Raw genomic sequence first — 15,401 nt, forward strand, 5'->3', positions numbered from 1 at the left:
AAGGGCGGCGCTCCGGTGTCTGGAGCGCCGCCCGGCGTCTGGTCAGAAGGTGTAGAGGAACAAATACCGGGTTTCTTCATCCAGGGAGTTGGCGTTGATGCTCACGGTGTTGTCGTCACTCCAGCCGATGCCGCTTTCATAGAGATTTTCATATCCCTCCCGGTCAAAGGCGAAGAATTTGCCCTCCTCCAGGTCCACCATCCCCAGCTGAGAAATGCCCAGCCCCGCAGACGCGGAGTCCATGGCGAAGTACAGCAGCTTATTTCCCGAGGGGCTGACCATAAAGTCATCCCCCGTTTGGAAGGTAAAGCCGTCCAGCAGGGTCCGGTCTCCGGTTTTCAGGTCTACCACCTGGACCTGTCCCGTTTCCGAGATGAGGACGCAGCGGCTGCCGAAGGTCATCACGCCGCTGGGGTTCTCATACCAGGAGCGGCAGTAAGGGGTCTGTTCCAGCGTCTGGACCGTGCGGCCGGAAGAAATGTCATAGGAGTAGGCCGATACAGACTGAACGCCTCCGTCCGCATTGTCCGTCAGGTCGTAAAGGATCAGGGTGTCGTCGTCCGTAAATGCCGCTGAGTCAGCGCCTACGCCGCCCAGAGTACTCACGTCGGTGAGCGTCCCGCTCTCCCGGTTATACAGCCACTCCCGGCCATGGTGGAACTCCTCGCTGGCCCGGCTGGTGATCACAGCCAGACGGAAATCATCGGACCAGATGGCGCCGTCGGACTGCTCCATCACGCCGGGGTCCACGTTGGCAAACAGGTCCTCGGTCTTGCCGGTGTCCAGGTGGTAGAGGAAGGGGTACTCCCTGTATTCCATCTGCCGCCCGGTGGACAGCCGGAGGAGCACCGCGTCGGTGCGGCCCGGTATCCAGGAGAGATTCCAGTCCCATTCATGCTCCCCGTCCTCATCAATTATGCGGTTGTCGCCGGTGAAAAAGTCCAGCTGTCCCTCGTGGACGAACCACCAGAACTCCCCTTGATAGTGGATGCCATTATGGGTTATGTCAACTTGGCTGGTCTGCATATTCACCTCAACAGGGATTAGCTCATTGTCCTTGATCTCCCAGAATTTGTAGGACAACAGAGCCGTCCGTTCGTCGTTCCAGGTCAGGTCGTTCAGCAGATTGCCGGATATGCCATAGTATTTATCCATCTTGATATACTGGGCCTTGACCGTCTGCCCGATGTCCGCCTGGCTGATGCCGGGCTCGCTGACGGCCCCGCTCTGACCAGGGAGTTGCTCCCGCTCCTCCATGTGGAAGAAGGACAGCACCGCCGTGCGCAGCTCCGGGCTGGCCGCCAGGGCCACAGTAAACAGGCAGGCAGCCGTCAGCGCCGCCGCCAGCGCGACCGTCAGGGTGCGGTGTATTGGGATGTATTTTTTCTTTGTTTGATTCATAATACGCTCCTTTAATTCTGCGTTGGGGGTGATCCTGTCCATCCCCCGGCGGTAGTCGATGATGTTCAAAGCGATCCCTCCAATTCCAGCTTCAGCATTTCCCGGCCCCGTTTCAGCCGCATTTTTACCGCCGACTGACCCAGCTTCAGAATTTCCCCGATCTCCGCCACCGAGTAGCCCTCGTAATAGTGGAGATGGATAGGCAGCTTGTACTGCTCCGGCAGGGCCATCACCGCGGCCAGGGCCTCCTGCTCCTCGGGCGGCGCAGCGGGGAGGGTGTCCTCCAGCTCGGTCACCCGCCTGCGCCAGAAGCCCCGCAGCTGGTCCCTGCACAGGTTGGCCGTCACCCGCAGGAGCCACCGCCTCTCGTGGCCGCTGTCGGCGAAGGCGGGGGCGCGGTACAGCAGGCGGACAAAGACCTCCTGAGTCACGTCCTCCGCGTCGGCGGGCCGGCCCAGGTAGACCATGGCCAGCCGGTAGACCGCGCCGCTGTGGGCGTCGTAGGCCGCTTCAAACTGGCCCGCGCTGACTGTTTGCTTCATCGCCTGACCTCCTTTCACAGGGATAACGATGGGGGAGGGGGAAGGGTCACAGCTGAAAGGAAAATTTTTTCTTCAATTATGGCACAGCGCGCCGGGGCTTGTCCTCCTGTGAAAATCACCAAAAAACATTCCGGCGCGGATGAAGAATATTTCGCCTGAAAAAATTGCAAAAAAGGGAGAAAAACGCCGTCATGCCGGGGTTCTGGGAAAAGATGGAACGTAAAACAAATTTATCCTGTAAAACCTCTTAAAAAATGTGAGAATATTTGTGCAAATGTCCATTGACGAAACAGGGACAAATCTGCTATGCTAATCCCATATCCTGATATATAGGGTGGAGGTACGCGATATGTATAGTCAAGAAGCTGTCGTGAATAACCAGGTCGGTTTGCACGCCAGACCCGCTACATTTTTCATTCAGAAGGCCAACGAGTTCAAGAGTTCCATCTGGGTGGAGAAGGAGGAGCGCAAGGTCAACGCGAAGAGCCTGCTGGGCGTCCTGTCCCTTGGCATCGTAAAAGGCACTCCCATCAAGCTGATTGCTGATGGTCCCGACGAGAAAGAGGCGGTGGAGGCTCTGTATAAGATGATCTCTTCCGATTTCTCCGAGTAAGCACCACAAATCAGAAAGGCGCCGCGTTGCGGCGCCTTTTTTGCTGTTATCACTCTGCAGGGGCAGATATTATCTGCCTGCGGGCGGCTGTTGGCCGCCCCCATATGGGTTTGCTTTCCGGGAGGGAGACGTTATGACTTTTGACGAGCTGAAAGAAAAAGCCCACGGCCTGCCCCTGAAGCCCGGGGTCTATATCATGCAGGACGCCCAGAGCACCGTCATCTACGTGGGCAAGGCCAAGGCCCTGAAAAACCGGGTGAGCCAGTATTTTCAGGACTCCGCCTCTCACACCGAGAAGACCCGGGCCATGGTGTCTCAGATTGACCACTTTGACGTCATCATCTCCGACAGCGAGTTTGAGGCCCTGGTGCTGGAGTGTTCCCTCATCAAGCGGCACCAGCCCCGATATAACATCCTCCTCAAGGACAGCAAGGGCTATCCCTATGTCCGCCTGTCCAACGAGGCATATCCCCGGTTCTCACTGGCCTCCAGAGCGGCGGAGGACGGCGCCCGGTACTTTGGGCCTTACGCCGGCCGGCACAGCACCCAGGGCATCATTGATGCCCTGAAAACTGCCCTGCGCCTGCCCTCCTGCAACAAGAAGTTTCCCCGGGACATCGGCAAGGAGCGGCCCTGCCTCAACTTTCACATGGGCAAGTGCGATGGCTACTGCCGGGGGGACGAGCTGAAGGAGCAGCACGACCAGGCTGTTGCCCAGGCGGTGTCTCTGCTGGAGGGCCGGTTCAAGGATGTGCAGCGGGACCTGACGCAGGAGATGGAGCGGGCGGCGGAGGAGCTGCGCTTCGAGCGGGCGGCGGAGCTTCGGGACCGGATCGCTGCCATCGAGCTGCTGGGCAAGCGGCAGAAGGTGATTGCCGCCTCCCTGGCCGACACCGACGTGGCCGGCTTCTTCCGGGGGACGGCCAGGAGCTGCTTTGTGGTTCTCCACTTTGTGGACGGCGAGCTGGCCGCCAAGGATTTCGACCTGCTGGAGACCCCCATGGAGGAGGAGGAGGGGGCGGTGCTGTCCTCTCTCATGCGGGAGTACTACGTGGGCCGCACCCGCCTGCCCAGGCAGATTCTCATCCCATGCGAGCTGCCCGACCAGGTCCCCCTCACCCGGATGCTGTCTGAACAGGTGGGGTATCGGGTGGAGCTGGTCACCCCCCAGCGGGGGGCCAAGATGGACCTGATTAAAATGGCCAACCAGAACGCCCAAGAGGAGGTGGAGCGGGCCACCACCCACGAGGAGCGGCGCAGCAAGCTGCTGGAGGCTTTGGGGAAGATGCTCAGCCTGGAGGAGCCCCCCCGGCGGATGGAGTCCTACGACATTTCCAACCAGGGGGCCAGCGACATCGTGGCCTCCATGGTGGTCTACGTGGACGGCAAGCCGTTAAAGCGGGACTACCGCCGGTTCAAGCTCAAGGACATGGAGGGCCCCGACGACTACGCCTCCATGGAGCAGGTGCTCACCCGGCGGTTCCGCCGGTATCTGGACGGGGACGAGAAGTTTTCAGACAAGCCCGACCTGCTTCTCATTGACGGCGGCCACGAGCACGTGAAGGTGGCTCAGCGGGTGCTGGAGACCCTGAATCTGAACATCCCCGCCTTCGGCATGGTGAAGGACGACCGTCACCGCACCCGTGCCCTGGTCCACCCGGACGGCCGGGAGATCGGCATCCAGTCTATCCCGGCGGTCTTTGCCCTGATCGGACAGATTCAGGAGGAGACCCACCGCTTCGCCATTGAGTACCACCGCCAGCTCCAGGCAGGACATGTAAAGACCTCCGTTCTGGACAAAATACCCGGGGTGGGGGAGAAGCGCCGCCAACAGCTGCTGAAGCACTTCAAGACGGTGAAGGCCATTAAAGCCGCCTCTCTGGGGCAGCTTCAGGAGGTCGTACCGAAAAATACCGCCCAGGCAGTCTTTGAATATTTCCATGAGACAGAGTCAGATAAGGACTAGGAGGAAATGAAATGGAACAGTTCAAGCAGGAGCTCTTTGCCCTTCTGCGGGCACATGGCGCGGTGCTGTGCGGCGCGGCAGACATGAGCGAGTATTCCATGGAGGGGCTTGGGACGGGAGTATCGGTGGCGGTGCCCGTTCCCGCCCATGTGGTGGAGGACCTGAAAACGGCTCCCACCCTGGAGTACCGGGACACCTATCAGCGGCTGAACCGGCAGCTGGACGAAATCGTCACCGCCGGGGCGGACTTTTTAAAGGACAGGGGCTTCCGCGCCTGGGCCTGCACGCTGGAGCGGATGAAGAAGGATGAGAACTGGTGTGTCCCCATCCCTCACAAGACCTTCGCAGCCCGGGCGGGCTTGGGCTGGATCGGGAAGAGCTGCCTGCTGGTGACGCCGGAGTACGGGAGCGCCGTCCGCATCTCCAGCCTGCTCACCGACGCCCCGCTGCCGCCGGACCGGCCCGTTACCGAGAGCCGGTGCGGCGGATGCACCCAGTGTGTGGACAGCTGTCCGGGGCAGGCATTGCAGGGTGTCCTATGGAGCGCGGGGATGCCCCGTGAGGCCCTGCTGAACAAAGAGGCGTGCAAGGAGGCCCAGCTCCGGCGCATGGAGGAGGCCACGGGGCTCCATGTGGACCTGTGCGGCCGGTGCTTCGCCGTGTGCCCTTACACCCAGCGCTGGCTGCGCTCCCAGCTATGAGTTCGCCGTTTTCCGGCGCTTCCACACCTGAGCCAGGATGTCCTTGAGCACCAGCATGGCGTCCAGCTCGCTGTAGCCGTACTCGTCCCTCAGCGACTGAATCAGCACCTCCAGCTTGACCGCGTAATAGTCGATGTTGACCTGGGAGGAGTATTGCAGCAAAATGGGGTATTTTTTGCCCCAGGCCCTGGTCCAGTCGATTTTTTCCTCCCGCTTCTCGTCGCTGCGGGCGATGGCCTGTTCAATTTCCTGGACGTCCAGATCAAAGTCGATGAGCTCGTCCAGAGACAGGCGGTAGAGCAGGGCAAGCCGTTTGGATTGGCGGATATCCGGTATGGTCTCGTCCGTCTCCCATTTGGAGATGGTCTGCCGGCTCACCCCCAGCTTTTCCGCCACCTCCTCCTGGGACAGGCCGGATTTCTTCCGGGCGTGGAACAGGCTGTTTCCTAAATTCATTGTTTCGCACCTCTCTTTTGATAGATTACGCTTTCATTGTAACGGGTCCGGGCCCAAAAAGCCACCTGTTTTCTCTTGCAGTTTCGCCCGAATACCTGACAAAATCTGATAGGACAAAAGAGGAGAAGCTTATGCGTATTATTTCCGGCACGGCCAGAGGCCGAAAGCTGAAGGAGCCCCAGGGGACGGATACCCGTCCCACCACCGACAAGGTGAAGGAGTCCCTGTTCAACATCGTCCAGTTTGAGCTGGAGGGCCGGCGGGTGCTGGACCTCTTCGCCGGCACCGGCCAGCTGGGGCTGGAGGCCCTGTCCCGGGGGGCGGAGCACTGTACCTTTGTGGACCAGCGCCGGGAGGCGGCAGCTCTGGTGAAGGAAAATATTGGGCTTTGCCGCTTTGAGGTCTGCTCAGAGGTGGCGCAGAGCGAGGCTCTGTCCTTTCTCCGCGCGTGCGGAGAGAGGTTTGACGTTATTTTCCTGGACCCGCCCTATAAGACTGATTTGTTAAATCAATGCTTAAATATGATTACACAGTTTGACATTTTACGGGAACATGGTATAATGGTATGCGAAAGTGGGTTGGAATGGATGGTTCCTCCCCTGGAAGCCCCCTATGAGGCGGGGCGGGAGTATCGGTACGGGCAGATTAAGCTGACAGTCTGCCGCCGGGCCGGGAGCGTGAAGCGATGAGTACAGCCATCTATCCGGGCAGCTTTGACCCGGTGACTCTGGGGCACCTGAACATCATCAAACGGGCGGCCGCCTGTTTCGACAATGTTATTGTGTGCGTTATGGTAAACTCCAAAAAAACCGGGATGTTTACCCCGGAGGAGCGGGTGGAGCTTCTCCGCAAGTCCACCGCCCGGTTCCCCAATGTGGAGGTGGACTACTCCAGTGAGCTGCTGGCGGCCTACGCCAAGCGCCGCCGGGCTCATGTGGTGGTCAAGGGGCTGCGGGCGGTGTCCGACTTTGAGCAGGAGGTCCAGATGGCGGTGATTAACCGGCATCTGAACCCCAGGCTTGAGACTATGTTCCTGGCGTCAAGCGAAAAATATACCTATCTCAGCTCTACCATTGTCAAGGAGATGGCTCGCTACGGAACGGACCTGACGGGGCTTGTTCCCCGGGAGATTGTGGACGATGTAAACCGGCGCATGAGAGAGATCGAAAGAAAGGAAGACTGACCAATGGCAAGCGGTGTGGAAGAACTTTTGGATATGCTCTTTGAGATGATCGACGAGGCGAAGCGGGTCCCTCTGTCCAATGACAAGTGCCAGATTGAGCGGGATCAGGCCCTGGACCTGATCGACGATATCCGCAGCCAGTTCCCCATGGAGCTGACCGAGGCCCGGAAGATGATGGCCCGCCGGGCGGAGATGGAGGCGGAGGCCAAGCGCAAGGCCGAGTCCATTGTCCGGGCGGCGGAGGAGCGGGCCAAGCAGATGCTGGCCAGCGACAGTATCGCCCTCCAGGCCCGCCAGCGGGCCAACGATATGATGCGTCAGGCCGAGGAGCGCAGCCGGGAGCTGAAGCGCTCGGCCAACGAGTACTGCGAGGACGCCCTGCGCCGGACCGAGGAGGCCGTAACTGAGGCCTACAACGAGATCAAGCAGTCCCGGGCCCGTTTCCGCGCCGCTGCGGCTGCCACTGTCAACGGCACCGCACCCGGCGCCCAGGGTGCCCCCGGCGGCGGAGGCCGCACCATGTTTGACGCGGACAAGGATTAAAGATATAACCGGCCTTCTGTGGGGAATACCCCACCGCAGGCCGGTTTTTTAAAATAAGTTTTCTTACAACGAGAATACCCAAGAGATAGTTGCTTTTATTGCCCTAAATAATGATATAAAATAACAGCAACTCAAAGTTCATATGTTTTGCCCGTGTTATAAATGCTAAGGTAATTGAGTGCGCAAAATTTGCAACGGCTTTTATGGTCCCAATCACAATTGAAAGGAAGAGTGTTATGGTAAACTATGAATTACATCCTGAAGAGGTAGTGCTGTATGAGAATGACGTAACATGTAAAGCATACAAAGGCAATCTGCAGATGACATTAACTTCACAGAAAATAGTCTTTGAAAAAGAAAAGGGCTTATTTAAAAAGGAGCGAGAATTAATTGATATAATCTTGCTTGAAAATGTCAAGTTTTATAACGACACAGCACAGATTAAGCAAAAAGGTTCAGAGGTTGAAGTGCAAACCGTTGATAAGAACCTTACGATTGCCTTTTCTGGCATGCTTGAGGCAAGGAAATTTACTGGAAAGATGATCAATGCGGTAACGGGCACTACACTTGCAAAGCGGGGATCTAATATGATAAAAGATGCATTCACTATGGTAGATGATACTTTAGGCTTAGATACAAGAGGCGCAATTAAAGGGGTGCTTGAAAATGGAGTTAAAGGGACAATCATCAATGGTATAGGTAAGAAAAAATAAAATACAATCAAAAAGCTCCCGCCATATAACAACTGGTGGGAGCTTTGTATATTATTTGATAATTCTCAACTTAAAATCATGCTCCAGAACCTTATCCTCCAGGCCGTCAACTTTCTTTTCCAAGCGTTCCAGCCTTTCCATTATGATGCTTTGATTTTCTGCCAGCAGATTGAATTTCGGTGTGAACTCGGCATCCATGAGGACAACCGCGTCTTTCATAATCTGCCTTCCGGATTGCTGAATTTCCGCTTTCACAGCTGTCATTGTGCGCTTTTCAGATTCCTGAATTTCTGCTTTCACAGCTGTCATTGTCCGCTTTTCAGATTCCTGAATTTCTGCTTTCACAGCTGTCATTGTCCGCTTTTCGGACTCCTGAATTTCTTCTTTGGTGATTACCCTTATCGCCTGAAGTAGCTCCTGATCTGTCATACTGATATCCTCCCCGCAATTTCTTATTCCCAGTATACCATTTTTGACTAAACTTGCAAGAGGTTTTTTGAAACGTCACACTTTCCCCGGACCTACATAGGATAGTACAGCCGGCAACGGTCAAATCAAAAGGGAGGGGAGGCGTTTTCATGGGTATCGTGGTGGTACGTTCCCCCCGGTGCCTGCGGGGGCTGCTGCGCAGGATTTTTAAGGTCAAATGAGGCATACATCAAATCTCCCGGACATATAGTGTCAACAAAGCCAGGCTGACATTATAACAAGGGAGAGGACACCATGGAATTTGAACGTGATACCATCATCAGCTATGAGACGGTGGCGGAGGTCACCGGTTGTCAGGAGGAGACGCTGGAGAGCATCGTGCCCGATGCCTGCCCTGATATTCTGCGCATTGTAGACGTATGCGGCCAGGCGACCCTGACCGGCAAGCAGGCCCGGGAGGGGTCTGTCCAGGTCACCGGGACGGTGCGGGCCTTTATCCTCTACCAGCCCGAGGGGGGCGGCGGCCTGCGCCGGATGGAGGTGAGCCTGCCCTTTACCTGTCAGGCGGAGGCGCCCGGCCTCACGGAGCGGGGGACAGTGCTGGCCAGTCCCCGGCTGCGCTGCGCCGAGGCCCGGGCTCTCAACCCGCGGAAGGTGCTGCTGCGGGTGGACCTGGCGGTGGACATCACCGCCTGCCAGCCGGTGGAGCGGCCCGTCTGTGTTGGGGCAGCTGAGCCGGAGGAGAAGGCCATCTGTCAAAAGCAGTATCAGGGGGAGCACTACCAGCTCTGTGCTGTACAGGAAAAACCCTTTACATTTTCTGACCAGGTCAGACTTCAATCCGGCTCCGGGGAGGCTCCCATGCTGCTGGCTGCCCGGGTCCAGCCGGTGTGCAGCGAGAGCAAGCTCATCGGCTCCAAGCTCATCTTTAAAGGCATGGTGGAGCTGGACCTCCTTCTCCAGGAGCCAGAAGGCGCGCTGACCACCGACCACGAGTCCATGCCCTTCTCCCAGGTTATCGAGGCCGCGGGGGCGGCGGAGGAGGGGGACTGCCAGGTGGAGGTAGAGGTCGCCTCCTTCCGGTGTGACCAGGACGCCAGCGACAGCCGGGAGCTGAATGTGGACCTGGAGCTGCTGGCACAGGCTCAGGTGCGCTGCCGCCGGCCTGTGACCCTCCTCCAGGACCTGTACAGCACCGGATACCTGATGGAGGTGGAGCGGGAAAATCAGCCCCTGTGCCGGCTGGCGGAGCAGTCGGTGCGGCCTCAGGCTGTCCGGGAGCTGCTGGAGACGGGAGAGCTGGTCCGATCGGTGGTGGACGCCCGGCTGGCCCTGGGCCAAGTGCGCCAGAGCAGAGAGGGGAAGGAGCTGGTTCTCACAGTGGATGCCTGGGTTTCGGTGATCTATCTGGATGAGAATGAGCTGGTCCAGTGTGTCCGCCAGTCTATCCCTGTCTCCTGCCGGCTGGAGTGCCCGGAGGGGGCGAGGTGCTCCTGCTACTGCGCCTGCCCCGGGGAGGTCTTTGCCGCGCCCGCCGCCGGCGGGGTGGAGGTGCGCTTCACTGTGGAGTTCCACTGTCTGACCACCGAGACCGCCAGCATCCCGGCGGTGACCGGAGCCCAGCTGGGGGAGGCCAGAAGCGCGGGGGAGGGCCAGCGGCCCTCGGTTGTCCTGCGGATGCCCTCACCCGGGGAGGAGCTGTGGGACATCGCCAAGGCCCATGGCACCACTATGGAGCAGATCCTCCAGGCCAACGAGCTGGAGGAGGACACCCTGCCTATGGGCCGGATGCTCCTCATCCCCAGCACCCGATAAAACCGAGAGGCAGGCCCGTTTGGGCCTGCTTTTTTATTTTTGAAGGATAGCTTGACATGTTGCTAGCATTACAGTATAATGACTAGCAACAGGAGGTGAGGCTGTGTCCCCCAAAAGCCGGGCTGAGTATTATCGAAAGCGGCGTGAGACGATTGGGCAGTTCAGTGTTCCTCTGTCGCGGGAAAAGCTAAATGCACTGACAGAGAAATTAAAGGAACAGAACAAAACAAAGACCCAATGGCTCAACGAAAAAGTAGAGGAAGAACTCGGCCCATAAAAATAGAGTGCTGGCGGCCCTAGCAAGCCCCACCAACACCTTATTACCACACCAAGGAGGAGCGGTAAATCTGATTATGCCACAACCCAGCGCATCTCCGACGGTGTAGCGGCATTTCGGATCATGGTCCTGGGTCTAGAGGACGCGGGGAGCGAGTACACAGGTGCATTCCACGCTGTTTGGAATTATCTTGCCGACGCGGAGCGTGAATTTCAAAAACAACTTGCCGTCTGTTTGGAGGCGGTGTAACAAGCAGAGGCAGACCCGTTTGGGCCTGCCTCTTTTGAAGTGTTTATGGACGGAAAGATGCGGAGCTCTACCACAGACCGTCATGCTCGATCTCGGCGCCGTGGACCAGGCTGTTGATGTGGGTAAAGTAGCGCCGGGTGCCGCTGCCGCCATGAATATCATTAGCATAGACAATGGTCTGTCCGTTGTGGGGAACCAGATCATCCTTCCAGCTGAGGAGGCAGAAGTAAGCGGCCGTATATGCCAGCGTGATCCCAATCACCAGTGTCAAGGAAATAAAGCCGGCCGCCTGTAAAACCGAGCGGGTGTTCTCCAGCAGGCTGAGCACGTTCAGGCACTGCCACACCATGACGACAAACAGGACCACGCAGAGGAACAGCATGAGATTGTACGGCCCGCAGCGCCAGCCCATGTCGAACTGAGCCAGAACAGCCTCGCCGCCGAAGCAGACCAGTGCCGCCCCGCCCAGCAGAAGGACGGAGCGAAGCAATCTTTTCCGAGGCTTCCCGCTGCCCCGCATTAGCCCCAGGACAACAGCGGCGGCTGATAGTGTGGTGAGAACACCAAAAAGTATATATTTTCCCATTTCCAGGACCTCCCATATTTTAGTGCCGCTATTATATCATAAACCGGCCCGGCGTGAAACACTATTTTTCTACAAGCTCTATCGCCTGCTTGCCTGACAGGTGCTCAACAGAAAATTCGATCATACACAGGGGCGTCCATTCTCTGGCGATTGCCCGCCTTCTGTTTATCTCGCTGTCCTCCGGACAATATTTGAGGGCAAGCTTTTCAATCGCCTCCCGCGCTTCTTTTTCATCCTCCAAGATACGGACCTTTCCGAAAGCGATTACGCTTCGGAAGTAGGTTGTGTATTCCTCGGGGACGATGTTGTCCTGGTCAATCACGCAGAATGACGCCTTGCCGCATTTCCGGATTGCGTCTATTTTGTGTCCCGCTTTCGCGCTGTGAAAAAATATCCTGCCGCCGTCGTATACATAGCTGATTGGCACCGCGTAGGGGTAATCGTCGCCCCCCAGCAGAGCCAGCACGCCGGAGGTTCCGCGGCGGAGCACCTCAACACTCTCCTCGCGGCTCAGAAGCTGTTTTTTTCTTCTCATTTCCCGAAACATTTTGAATTCCTCCCAAGTTGGTATTTTATATTTTTGCGGACAGACATTCAACAGCCCGCCTCCTGCCGCTTCCGTATGTTGGACCAGCTGATAAAGCCATAGACATCGTTTACCAGGAACAGTATGAAACAGATGACCACCGACAGATAGGCTGGATTGGAAAGCGTGGCCAGCGCCCATAAAAGGATCAAAACAAGATCGTTTGCAGCATAAGCGGCGGCGTAAAGGGGGCTTCTCCGGAAGGTCAGATAGGCGGCAAGAAAGCTTGTTGCGACAGACAGGGTGCTTGGCATCAGGTTAGCTGTGTGGAAATACGCCAAAATAAAGTAGAAAACGCAGGTTATGACAGCGGTCAGCAGCAGCATAAAAATGATTTCCTTTTTTGCCAGCCGATTTACCCTTACCTCCGCTTTGTTTCCGCTGTATGGATTTCTTAACCACGAGATCAGCGCGAAAAGGGCCATCGGCGCAGTCATTCCCAGATAGGTTATCATCTCGCCGTAGTAGGAGAAGGTCAAAGAGATGATGCCGTACAATACACTGAATATGACCATGAGGAACTGTCCGAAGGGGTTGCCCTTCGCGTTGAAAATCAGAGATGTGACGCCGATCAGGGAGGCGGCCAGTGTCAAAAGATTCTCCTTGTCAAAAATCAAAAAGGACGCCACTATCAGCGCGGCGGAACCGCACCACAAAAGGAGCTCCTGCTTTGTAAAATAGCTGGACAGAGCGTTTGGTTTTTGATAGCTCAACACAGAAAATACCTCCATACAAACAAAAATAAGCACCCGTATACACATCTTCTAAGACCTAACGATGTGCAACGAACGCTTTCGCTTTCTACCCGGTGGCAGAGCAGTTATTTGTGTTATTTTAACGTATCTGCCCAAAAAAGTCAATAGCTTGAGCGGAGATTTGCCTGCCCTTTATCTGTCATATTCCCCGGCCTGTCTCATACACTGTAAGGAACAAATACCGGCTCACACAGCCGAAGGAGGAATTGCAGTGGAAGATCGCAAAATCTATGAGGATATTGCGCTCCGTACCGAGGGCGATATCTACATCGGCGTCGTGGGGCCGGTCCGGACAGGAAAATCCACCTTCATCAAGCGCTTTATGGAGACGCTTGTCATCCCCAATATCGAGAACGTCTACCGCCGGGAGCGGGCCCGGGATGAGCTGCCCCAGAGCGGCTCAGGCCGGACCATCATGACGGCGGAGCCCAAGTTTGTCCCCGAGGACGCGGTGGCGGTCCAGGTGGAGGGGGGCGCGGCCTTCCAGATGCGGATGATTGACTGCGTGGGCTACCTGGTGCCCGGCGCGGTGGGCCAGCTGGAGGGGGAGAATGAGCGGATGGTCACCACCCCTTGGTTCGAGCACGAGATTCCCATGGCGGAGGCGGCGGAGATCGGCACCCGAAAGGTGATTTCAGAGCACTCCACCATCGGCGTGGTGGTCACCACCGACGGCACCATCACCGACATCCCACGGGAGGACTACCTGGAGGCGGAGGAGCGGGTCATCTCCGAGCTGAAGGAGATGGGCAAGCCCTTTGTGGTTCTGCTCAACTCCGCCAGCCCTAACTCTGACCGGGCCCGGGCCATCCGGTCGGACATCGCCCAGCGGTACGACGTGACCTGTGTGGCGGCCAACTGTTTGGAGCTGGACCAGGAGGAAATCAACGGCATCCTGAAGAGCGTGCTCTACGAGTTTCCGGTGAAGGAGCTGGACCTGTTCCTGCCCCCCTGGGTGGACGCCCTGCCCCAGGAGCACCCCATCAAGGCGGCGCTGTACGGGGCCATCCGGGAGGGGACCGCTCAGCTCCGGCGCATCCGGGATGTGGACAGCGCGGTAAAGTCCTTCCAGGACTGTGAGGTGGTCAGCGGTGCCCGCATCTCCAACATCGACTTGGGCACCGGGGTGTCCGCCGCCCTTCTGGAGCTGCCCCGGTCGCTGTTCTACAACACGCTGTCTCAGCAGTCTGGCTTCGAGATTGGGGACGACGGGGACCTGATGGCCCTGCTTACCCAGCTGGCCGGGGTGAAAAAGGCCTACGACAAGGTGTCCGACGCCCTGAAGCAGGTGGAGGAGACGGGCTATGGCATTGTAGTGCCCCCCATCGACTCCCTGGTGCTGGAGGAGCCCGAGATTATGAAGCAGGGGGGCCGGTACGGCGTCCGGCTGAAGGCCAGCGCCCCCTCCATCCACATGATCCGGGCGGACATCGAGACAGAGGTCTCTCCCATTGTGGGGGGCGAGAAGCAGAGCGAGGACATGATCCATTACCTCCTTCAGGAGTACGAGGGGGATTCCAGCAAGATCTGGGAGGCCAACATCTTCGGAAAGTCCCTCCACGAGCTGGTGAACGAGGACCTGAACGCGAAAATCAACCGGATGCCCGAGGATGCCCGCACCAAGCTACGGGAGACCCTCCAGCGCATCATCAACGAGGGCTCCGGCGGGCTGATCTGCATCATCCTGTAACGAAGAGGACCTCCACCTGTTTGGGCGGAGGTCCTTCTCGCTGCGCTATTCAGCAATCGCGTCCTTCATCTGCCTGACAAACCGTGCTACATAGGGCGCGGCATCCCTTCCGTACTCAGCGATGAGCTGGACAATGGCGCTGTCCACAATGACTCCGTCAGACAGGCCGGCCATCATTTTTGCCTGCTCAGGGGTGGAGATGGCGGAGTCAACGGCGCAGGGGACACCCGTTTCCCCGTGAATCAGCCGCACAATGGAGCCGATTTCGTCCTGAAGCTCGCCCTGGGCTCCGGCGTCCCCCGGGCTGGACATAACATACAGGAAGCCGCTGGCCTCCCGGGCGATCCGGGGGGCGCGCTGGCCGGAGGTGTGGGCCACGGTGGAGATCAGGTCCAAGCCGTATTTCTGACAGAGAGGAAGAAACTCCTCCTTCTCCTCATAGGGGACATCGGGCAGAAGAAGTCCGTCGACACCGATCTCCCCGCAGGTGGAGAGGAAGCGCTCTGATCCATAGGAGAATACCACGTTGGCGTAGGTCATGAGCACCATGGGGACAGTGACGTCTTTCCGCAGCTGACGGACCAGGTCAAAGACCTTATCGGTGGTCACGCCGCCGCGCAGGGCACGGATACTTGCCTCCTGGGCGACTGGGCTCTCGGCAGTGGGGTCGGAGAAGGGGACGCCCAGCTCAATGAGGTCGGCTCCGCTGTCTGCCATCGTCCGGACAATGCTGGCGGTAGTCTCCAGGTCCGGGTCGCCGCAGGTGAGGAAGGGGATCAGCGCTTTTCCATTCTGAAACGCCTTGGAAATGTTACTCATAAAGTGCGCACGTAAGAACAGCCCATCCGCTGTTCGCGGTGCAGCTAAAATACTGCCTTGAGCAAGCAGTAGGAAAA

The 15,401-nt window shown here is 57.7% G+C and carries 18 protein-coding genes; 10 read left to right on the forward strand and 8 right to left on the reverse strand.

The window, feature by feature from the left end; genetic code table 11:
- Positions 1-42: 42 nt before the first annotated feature.
- Both D1641_RS05560 and D1641_RS05565 read right to left on the reverse strand, forming a co-directional pair.
- On the reverse strand, positions 43-1,470 hold the full coding sequence (locus tag D1641_RS05560) for a hypothetical protein (protein ID WP_160663507.1): 1,428 nt from the start codon (positions 1,468-1,470) through the stop codon (positions 43-45).
- Positions 1,467-1,943, reverse strand: coding sequence for a sigma-70 family RNA polymerase sigma factor (locus D1641_RS05565; protein WP_160663509.1), 477 nt, complete (start codon positions 1,941-1,943; stop codon positions 1,467-1,469). Before D1641_RS05565 ends, D1641_RS05560 begins: the two co-directional genes overlap by 4 nt.
- 349 nt (positions 1,944-2,292) lie before the next feature.
- Between D1641_RS05565 and D1641_RS05570 the strand changes: the two genes are divergently transcribed.
- The 3 genes from D1641_RS05570 (at position 2,293) to D1641_RS05580 (ending at position 5,223) form a co-directional block, all read left to right on the forward strand.
- Positions 2,293-2,556: an HPr family phosphocarrier protein gene (locus tag D1641_RS05570; RefSeq protein WP_023347782.1), complete on the forward strand. Its 264-nt coding sequence runs from the start codon at positions 2,293-2,295 to the stop codon at positions 2,554-2,556.
- Positions 2,557-2,689: 133 nt separating this feature from the next.
- Positions 2,690-4,522: an excinuclease ABC subunit UvrC gene (gene uvrC, locus D1641_RS05575; RefSeq protein WP_160663511.1), complete on the forward strand. Its 1,833-nt coding sequence runs from the start codon at positions 2,690-2,692 to the stop codon at positions 4,520-4,522.
- An 11-nt stretch (positions 4,523-4,533) separates the two neighbouring features.
- Complete coding sequence (locus D1641_RS05580) at positions 4,534-5,223, forward strand: epoxyqueuosine reductase (RefSeq protein ID WP_160663513.1); 690 nt, start codon at positions 4,534-4,536, stop codon at positions 5,221-5,223.
- Here D1641_RS05580 and D1641_RS05585 read toward each other — a convergent pair.
- Positions 5,218-5,679 carry a helix-turn-helix transcriptional regulator gene (locus D1641_RS05585; protein ID WP_160663515.1) on the reverse strand — a complete coding sequence of 154 codons (462 nt, stop codon included), beginning with the start codon at positions 5,677-5,679 and terminating at the stop codon, positions 5,218-5,220. The genes D1641_RS05580 and D1641_RS05585 overlap by 6 nt on opposite strands.
- Before the next feature lie 17 nt (positions 5,680-5,696).
- On the opposite strand from D1641_RS05585, the gene rsmD reads away from it, so the two are divergent.
- From rsmD to D1641_RS05605, 4 genes are all read left to right on the forward strand, one after another.
- Positions 5,697-6,368: a 16S rRNA (guanine(966)-N(2))-methyltransferase RsmD gene (gene rsmD, locus D1641_RS05590; RefSeq protein ID WP_347707390.1), complete on the forward strand. Its 672-nt coding sequence runs from the start codon at positions 5,697-5,699 to the stop codon at positions 6,366-6,368.
- Positions 6,365-6,862 carry a pantetheine-phosphate adenylyltransferase gene (gene coaD, locus D1641_RS05595; RefSeq protein ID WP_160663519.1) on the forward strand — a complete coding sequence of 166 codons (498 nt, stop codon included), beginning with the start codon at positions 6,365-6,367 and terminating at the stop codon, positions 6,860-6,862. The genes rsmD and coaD overlap by 4 nt, the downstream gene beginning before the upstream one ends.
- 3 nt (positions 6,863-6,865) lie before the next feature.
- Positions 6,866-7,405: a hypothetical protein gene (locus D1641_RS05600; protein WP_243149271.1), complete on the forward strand. Its 540-nt coding sequence runs from the start codon at positions 6,866-6,868 to the stop codon at positions 7,403-7,405.
- A gap of 236 nt (positions 7,406-7,641) precedes the next feature.
- Positions 7,642-8,118 carry a hypothetical protein gene (locus D1641_RS05605; protein WP_160663521.1) on the forward strand — a complete coding sequence of 159 codons (477 nt, stop codon included), beginning with the start codon at positions 7,642-7,644 and terminating at the stop codon, positions 8,116-8,118.
- 51 nt (positions 8,119-8,169) lie between these two features.
- Here the strand turns inward: D1641_RS05605 and D1641_RS05610 are convergent, their stop codons facing one another.
- Positions 8,170-8,547 (reverse strand): hypothetical protein, encoded by a 378-nt coding sequence (locus D1641_RS05610; protein WP_160663523.1) that lies wholly within the window; start codon positions 8,545-8,547, stop codon positions 8,170-8,172.
- A 294-nt stretch (positions 8,548-8,841) separates the two neighbouring features.
- Here D1641_RS05610 and D1641_RS05615 point away from each other — a divergent pair, with 294 nt between their 5' ends.
- Both D1641_RS05615 and D1641_RS19115 read left to right on the forward strand, forming a co-directional pair.
- Positions 8,842-10,362, forward strand: coding sequence for an SPOCS domain-containing protein (locus tag D1641_RS05615; protein WP_160663525.1), 1,521 nt, complete (start codon positions 8,842-8,844; stop codon positions 10,360-10,362).
- 103 nt (positions 10,363-10,465) lie between these two features.
- Positions 10,466-10,639: a hypothetical protein gene (locus D1641_RS19115; RefSeq protein WP_201757260.1), complete on the forward strand. Its 174-nt coding sequence runs from the start codon at positions 10,466-10,468 to the stop codon at positions 10,637-10,639.
- Between the two features lie 316 nt (positions 10,640-10,955).
- On the opposite strand, the gene D1641_RS05620 is transcribed toward D1641_RS19115, so the two are convergent.
- The 3 genes from D1641_RS05620 to pnuC form a co-directional block, all read right to left on the reverse strand.
- Positions 10,956-11,474, reverse strand: a complete 519-nt coding sequence (locus D1641_RS05620) for a hypothetical protein (RefSeq protein WP_160663527.1) — start codon at positions 11,472-11,474, stop codon at positions 10,956-10,958.
- Positions 11,475-11,535: 61 nt separating this feature from the next.
- Complete coding sequence (locus tag D1641_RS05625) at positions 11,536-12,021, reverse strand: pyridoxamine 5'-phosphate oxidase family protein (RefSeq protein ID WP_160663529.1); 486 nt, start codon at positions 12,019-12,021, stop codon at positions 11,536-11,538.
- Between the two features lie 47 nt (positions 12,022-12,068).
- Positions 12,069-12,776, reverse strand: a complete 708-nt coding sequence (gene pnuC, locus D1641_RS05630; RefSeq protein ID WP_347707391.1) for a nicotinamide riboside transporter PnuC — start codon at positions 12,774-12,776, stop codon at positions 12,069-12,071.
- 250 nt (positions 12,777-13,026) lie between these two features.
- Here pnuC and spoIVA point away from each other — a divergent pair, with 250 nt between their 5' ends.
- Positions 13,027-14,505, forward strand: coding sequence for a stage IV sporulation protein A (gene spoIVA, locus D1641_RS05635; protein WP_160663533.1), 1,479 nt, complete (start codon positions 13,027-13,029; stop codon positions 14,503-14,505).
- A gap of 45 nt (positions 14,506-14,550) precedes the next feature.
- Here the strand turns inward: spoIVA and trpA are convergent, their stop codons facing one another.
- Complete coding sequence (gene trpA, locus D1641_RS05640; RefSeq protein ID WP_160663535.1) at positions 14,551-15,324, reverse strand: tryptophan synthase subunit alpha; 774 nt, start codon at positions 15,322-15,324, stop codon at positions 14,551-14,553.
- Positions 15,325-15,401: the final 77 nt, after the last annotated feature.

Source organism: Colidextribacter sp. OB.20, assembly GCF_009911595.1.
In the GTDB taxonomy this organism is placed as follows: domain Bacteria; phylum Bacillota; class Clostridia; order Oscillospirales; family Oscillospiraceae; genus Lawsonibacter.

What these genes read in the sequence shown, in the direction of transcription:
- D1641_RS05600 (WP_243149271.1), top strand. Translation starts at nt 6,866, where the DNA reads ATGGCAAGCGGTGTGGAAGAACTTTTGGATATGCTCTTTGAGATGATC.
- D1641_RS05580 (WP_160663513.1), top strand. Translation starts at nt 4,534, where the DNA reads ATGGAACAGTTCAAGCAGGAGCTCTTTGCCCTTCTGCGGGCACATGGC.
- D1641_RS05620 (WP_160663527.1), bottom strand. Translation starts at nt 11,474, where the DNA reads ATGGGAAAATATATACTTTTTGGTGTTCTCACCACACTATCAGCCGCC.
- D1641_RS05585 (WP_160663515.1), bottom strand. Translation starts at nt 5,679, where the DNA reads ATGAATTTAGGAAACAGCCTGTTCCACGCCCGGAAGAAATCCGGCCTG.
- D1641_RS05565 (WP_160663509.1), bottom strand. Translation starts at nt 1,943, where the DNA reads ATGAAGCAAACAGTCAGCGCGGGCCAGTTTGAAGCGGCCTACGACGCC.
- trpA (WP_160663535.1), bottom strand. Translation starts at nt 15,324, where the DNA reads ATGAGTAACATTTCCAAGGCGTTTCAGAATGGAAAAGCGCTGATCCCC.
- D1641_RS05570 (WP_023347782.1), top strand. Translation starts at nt 2,293, where the DNA reads ATGTATAGTCAAGAAGCTGTCGTGAATAACCAGGTCGGTTTGCACGCC.
- D1641_RS05615 (WP_160663525.1), top strand. Translation starts at nt 8,842, where the DNA reads ATGGAATTTGAACGTGATACCATCATCAGCTATGAGACGGTGGCGGAG.
- D1641_RS05610 (WP_160663523.1), bottom strand. Translation starts at nt 8,547, where the DNA reads ATGACAGATCAGGAGCTACTTCAGGCGATAAGGGTAATCACCAAAGAA.
- coaD (WP_160663519.1), top strand. Translation starts at nt 6,365, where the DNA reads ATGAGTACAGCCATCTATCCGGGCAGCTTTGACCCGGTGACTCTGGGG.
- D1641_RS05605 (WP_160663521.1), top strand. Translation starts at nt 7,642, where the DNA reads ATGGTAAACTATGAATTACATCCTGAAGAGGTAGTGCTGTATGAGAAT.
- uvrC (WP_160663511.1), top strand. Translation starts at nt 2,690, where the DNA reads ATGACTTTTGACGAGCTGAAAGAAAAAGCCCACGGCCTGCCCCTGAAG.
- D1641_RS05625 (WP_160663529.1), bottom strand. Translation starts at nt 12,021, where the DNA reads ATGTTTCGGGAAATGAGAAGAAAAAAACAGCTTCTGAGCCGCGAGGAG.